Here is a 2,705-nt window from a genome sequence, read left to right on the forward strand (position 1 = left end):
CGCGTCGCCGGCGAAGAACGGCAGCGCCAGCCACGGAGGCCCGGAGGCGCGGAAAGCGGCCAGCGCGGCGGCCACGGGGGTGTCGGACATCGGGTCTCGCGGTTGCGGGCCGGGACGGCGGTGGCTAGGGAGGAACGGACGACCATGCATGGCACGTCCGGTGCAGCATGTCGCAGCCGGCCTTCGCTCGGCGGCGCGGCACCCTACATGGGATCGCACCTGACACCGGGAAGCCTCCGGCCCAAGCGCGTGCGCCGGCTGCCGGGTATCTGAAGCCAGAAGAAGGACTCGGCGCGCGGCGCCGGAACGCTGCCATGAACGAACGCGTCGAACCCGCCGCGCTGGCGGAAGGCCGGCCCCTCGCCACATCGGTCCCCGCCGCGGGCGGCTTCCCGGCCGACCACCCGAAGGTCGCATGGGGCCGCGTCGGCGTCCTGCTGATGAACCTCGGCACCCCCGAGGGCACCAGCTACTGGCCGATGCGGCGCTACCTGAAGGAGTTCCTGTCGGACCGGCGGGTCATCGAGGTGCCCCGGCTGATCTGGTGGCCGCTGCTCAACCTGATCATCCTGACCAAGCGCCCGGGGCCGAAGGGCCGAGACTACGCCAGCGTCTGGAACAACACCCGCAACGAGGGGCCGCTCAAGACCACCACCCGCGGCCAGAGCGAGCGCCTGCAGGCGGCGATGGGGGATTCCGTCGTGGTCGACTGGGCGATGCGCTACGGCAAGCCGGAGGTGGCCGACCGGCTCCAGGCGCTGCTCGACCAGGGCTGCGACCGGATCCTGCTGGTGCCGCTCTACCCGCAATACGCTGCCGCGACCTCGGCCACGGCCTGCGACCAGGCGTTCCGCGCCCTGATGGACATGCGCTGGCAGCCGACCGTGCGGGTGTCGCCGCCCTATCACGACGACCCGGTCTACATCGCCGCGATGGCCGATTCGATCCGCGAGGGCCTGGCCAAGCTCGACTTCGAGCCCGAGGTGATCCTGACCTCGTTCCACGGCGTCCCACGCAGCTACCTGCTCAAAGGCGATCCCTACCATTGCCAGTGCCACAAGACCGGGCGCCTGATCCGGGAAGCCCTGGGGATGTCGCCCGAGCACATGCGGGTGACGTTCCAGTCGCGCTTCGGCAACGAGGAGTGGCTGAAGCCCTACACCGACGAGACCGTGACGGAGCTGGCGAAGTCCGGCGTGAAGCGGATGGCCATCGTCGCCCCGGGCTTCACGGCCGATTGCCTGGAAACGCTGGAAGAACTCGACGGCGAGAACCGCCATTATTTCGAGGGCAACGGCGGCGAGCGCTTCGCCTACATTCCGTGCCTGAACGACTCGGATCTGGGCATGAAGGTCATCGAGCACGTGGTGCGCCGCGAGCTTCAAGGCTGGCTCTGACGCGAAAGCGGCCCGACACCGCTTGCGGACGGCCCGGACCGGCCTATCATCCACCGAAGCTGGACAATTCTCAGATCCGGCGTCGGAGGATCACATGGCCTTCTTCATCGGGATCGCGTGTCCGTGGCTGCTGATCGCGGTGCTCGACCGGATCGCTGAAGGCCGCCGCACGGCCGAACTCGCCGCGCTCGGGGTGACCGCCCCGGTGGCGCCCGCAAGCTCCACGTACCTGCATCCCGATCGGCCGTATTGAGGATCCAGGCGTCCGGAATCACCGAACGTCTGAGAATGTGAGAGTTCTCTGGTCGTTCGACCACCCTCCTTGTCATCCCGGGGCTGCGAAGCGGAGCCCGGGATCCATAATCGCAGGTTGAGCAGACCTTGCGCTGTCGGCGGCTCTGGATTCCGGGCTCGCCTGTGGCGCCCCGGAATGACATGGTGATGTATCCGGTCCCCTCTCCTAACCGGAGGAGGGGGAACACCTTTTGTCCCTATCCGATCACGGCTTCTTCGTCTCCGGCGCCGGCTGTGCGGCGGCCGGCGCCGCGTCGGTGCGGTCGATCTTGGCCTCGGCGCGCAGCTTCAGGATCATGTCCTGCTGGGCCTTGCGGACGATGTGCTGGTCGATCTGTTCCTTCAGCTCGTCGAAGGTCGGCTGCGGCTTGGTCCGCTTCTCCTCGACCTTGATGACGTGCCAGCCGAACTGGCTCTTCACCGGGTCGGAGACCTGGCCGGGCTTCATCGCGAAGGCGGCGTTGGCGAAGTCCGGGACCATCCGCTCCTTGGTGAACCAGCCGAGATCGCCGCCCTCGGCCTTCGAGCCGGGATCCTTCGAGGCCTCGGCCGCGACCTTGGCGAAATCCTCGCCGCCCTTGATCCGGGCCGCGATCTTCTTCGCGTCGCCCTCGTTGTCCACCAGGATGTGGCGCGCGTGCACCTCCTCCTCGGGCTTCATCAGCTTGACGGTCTGATCGTAGATCGCGTGCTCGGCCTCGGGGGTCACCGCCCGCTTGGCCTCCTGCTCCAGGTAGTCGTCGAGCAAGAGCTTGTCGCGGAAGTAGGCGAGCTTGCGCTTGAACTCCGGCGTGTCGCCGATCTTGGCGGCCTCGGCGGCCTGCGCGCCGACCCGCAGGTCGACCATGTAATCCACCAAGAGGGACTTCTTCTGCGCCTCGTCCACGCCCGGGAGCGACAGCGCCGGGTCGTCGGACGCGATGGCGAGGTCGCCCTGGGTGATCGGCTTGCCGTTGACGCTCGCAACCACGGTGTCGGGGCTCGGGGGCGCGGTGTTCGCCGCCGGCGTCGCGG

General features: G+C 68.4%; 3 protein-coding genes. 2 read left to right on the forward strand and 1 reads right to left on the reverse strand.

Annotated elements, in window-relative coordinates; genetic code table 11:
* Window positions 1-314 precede the first annotated feature (314 nt).
* Both hemH and FV228_RS33445 read left to right on the forward strand, forming a co-directional pair.
* On the forward strand, window positions 315-1,397 hold the full coding sequence (hemH, locus tag FV228_RS26110; RefSeq protein WP_147857196.1) for a ferrochelatase: 1,083 nt from the start codon (window positions 315-317) through the stop codon (window positions 1,395-1,397).
* Window positions 1,398-1,491: 94 nt separating this feature from the next.
* On the forward strand, window positions 1,492-1,650 hold the full coding sequence (locus FV228_RS33445) for a hypothetical protein (protein WP_187277914.1): 159 nt from the start codon (window positions 1,492-1,494) through the stop codon (window positions 1,648-1,650).
* Window positions 1,651-1,896: 246 nt separating this feature from the next.
* Here FV228_RS33445 and FV228_RS26115 read toward each other — a convergent pair.
* A partial coding sequence (locus FV228_RS26115; RefSeq protein ID WP_147857197.1) for a peptidylprolyl isomerase occupies window positions 1,897-2,705 on the reverse strand: 809 nt, incomplete at its 5' end.

Source organism: Methylobacterium sp. WL18 (assembly GCF_008040015.1).
In the GTDB taxonomy this organism is placed as follows: Bacteria; Pseudomonadota; Alphaproteobacteria; order Rhizobiales; family Beijerinckiaceae; genus Methylobacterium; species Methylobacterium mesophilicum.

Excerpts from the sequence above, each read along its gene's own strand:
- hemH (WP_147857196.1), top strand. The coding sequence starts at position 315 with ATGAACGAACGCGTCGAACCCGCCGCGCTGGCGGAAGGCCGGCCCCTC.
- FV228_RS33445 (WP_187277914.1), top strand. The coding sequence starts at position 1,492 with ATGGCCTTCTTCATCGGGATCGCGTGTCCGTGGCTGCTGATCGCGGTG.